Annotated in this window: 1 protein-coding gene; it reads right to left on the minus strand. The window is 64.8% G+C overall.

Annotated features, from left to right (window positions below):
* A partial coding sequence (locus JHD07_RS27545) for a hypothetical protein (protein WP_291627790.1) occupies positions 1–2,033 on the minus strand: 2,033 nt, incomplete at both ends.

Consider the following 2,033-nt stretch of genomic DNA (forward strand, 5'->3'; position numbering starts at 1 on the left):
GCCTCCCTTGCCCTGGATCCATTCCGCGGCCTGGAGATCGCCGCCACCGCGCAGATCGATGGTGGAGCCGTCTGCGCGCGTCACCGTCGAACCCGACAGGATGAGTCCCTTGGAGGGCGGCGCCGTCAGCGGATAGAGACTGGCGTTGTAGTACCAATCCGTGCCGTCCGAGGTGGCGCCATAGGGCACGGTTGTGTCGGCCAGGGTGACAGAGGTGAGGCTTCCCGGCGCCAGCACCACCGATTGGGTGATGATCGGCGATACGGCCGCATCGGTATTGCCGAGCGTGATGGTGCCGAGCGGCGCAAACAGATTGCCTGCCTGCTCGATGGTTGCCGCGCGCACGGTGATGCCGCCGCCCGCCGATAGCGGAACGGTAGTGCCGCTGCCTTCAGGCGCGAAGAACTTGACGCTGCCCGGCGTTTCGATGCCGAACGTGACGGCGGTGACGGGATAGATGCGCTGGGCTGAGAACAGCAGATCGCCTGCCGTCACGAGATTGCCGGTAAAGCTCGACTGCTCGGCGGTCGGGCTGGTGTCCGTCGCCGGGTTAGTCTTGAGCCCGTTGGCGACCTTGAGCGTGCCGAGCCGGATGTCCTGGCTGGCGATCAGATTGACCTGGCCGAAGCCTGAGAAATCGAGGCCCATCGTCGGAGTTCCGGTCTTCGCAACCCCTTGCGCGCCCTGAAGGTCGATGGTGCGCGCGTTGACGGTCAGCGTGCTGCTTCCGCTGGCCGGCGCGCGGCCGCTTCCGGCGAGGAGAACATAAGGCGCGGAGAAGCGGACATCGGCCGCACTCGCGGGCGCGCTGATAACCCCCGCCGCGATTTCGAGACGGCCGTTCACGCTCCAGTTCAGTGGACCCGAGATCGACAGGGTGCTCCATGAGGGCGCAGCGATGCCATAGATGTTGCCGGGGCGGTCGGTGAAGATGCGGCTCGCCCCACCCTGAGCGCCCGCCGCGTAGAGAAAGACGTTGTCGAATTGGGCAAGTTGGTCTGCCGCTACGAGCAAAGCTCCAGGCTGAGATCCCGCGGCGTAGGCATTCACCGCGGCCATCACCTCCGACGTGTCCTGGCGAAGTTTGATCGCGCCGCCACCGATCAGGACGGTACCACCGCTCGCTCGCGTGTCCGACTTCACGCTGCCCTCGCTGGCGGCATATCGGCCGCCAGCCGCTGCAAAGCTGCCACCCCAGGCCAACCCGGTAACATTCGCGCTGACGGTGCCGGCATCGCTCCACGCCCATTGCGTGGTCGGCGAATTCCGGCCATTGGCCACCTGGATGCTGCCGGCCGCCCCGGAGACGTCGACCACGGCGCCAGCGTCGGCAACGAGAAACCCCGCCCCGGCGGCGTAAGCGTAATAGGCCTGACCGAACACCAAGCTGAGGTCACCGGTTTCGACCGCGAACGTTCCGCCTGCGATGTAGCTCCCGCTGGTGAGCGGGCCGTTGACCGTCCCGAACAGCGAATTGGCAACGATCGCTCCCGACAAATCGACCGCAGCGCCGGACGAGAGATGCGTGCTCTTTGAATTGATGAAGACGGATCCGCCGTGATTGATGATGGCCCCGCGCAGTTCGACCGATTGCGCAGCAACGGTCCAAAGCGGATCCGACGGCTTGAGGTCTGCGCGGCTGTCGTTAACAGCCGCCAACACGATGTTCGCCTTGGGATCGGTGGCGATCACCGACCCGGTATCAAGCGTAATATGGTCGGCCTTGAGCGTCAGATCGACGGACTTGCGCTGATTGTCCGGCAGCAGCGCAAGCTGTGTCGCGCCTGACTGGCCGAGCTTGGTGCCGGTCGGTGTCGTGGAATAATCGAACAGACTTGCGAGGTTTCTCTGCTGCAGAGTCAGATTGGTTCCGCTTGAAACGACGATACTGGCCTTCGCGCCGGACCACTGGTCTTCAACCGATTCGATCGTATACGAGCCGAAGCCGCCGCTTGTGAGCAGCGCGGCAGGCAGCGTCGTCGCAACCCCTCCAATGCGGATCGACGATGTCTCGCCCTGCTGCAATGTGCCGC

It is taken from the genome of Bradyrhizobium sp. (genome assembly GCF_016462955.1).
Classification (GTDB): domain Bacteria; phylum Pseudomonadota; class Alphaproteobacteria; order Rhizobiales; family Xanthobacteraceae; genus Bradyrhizobium.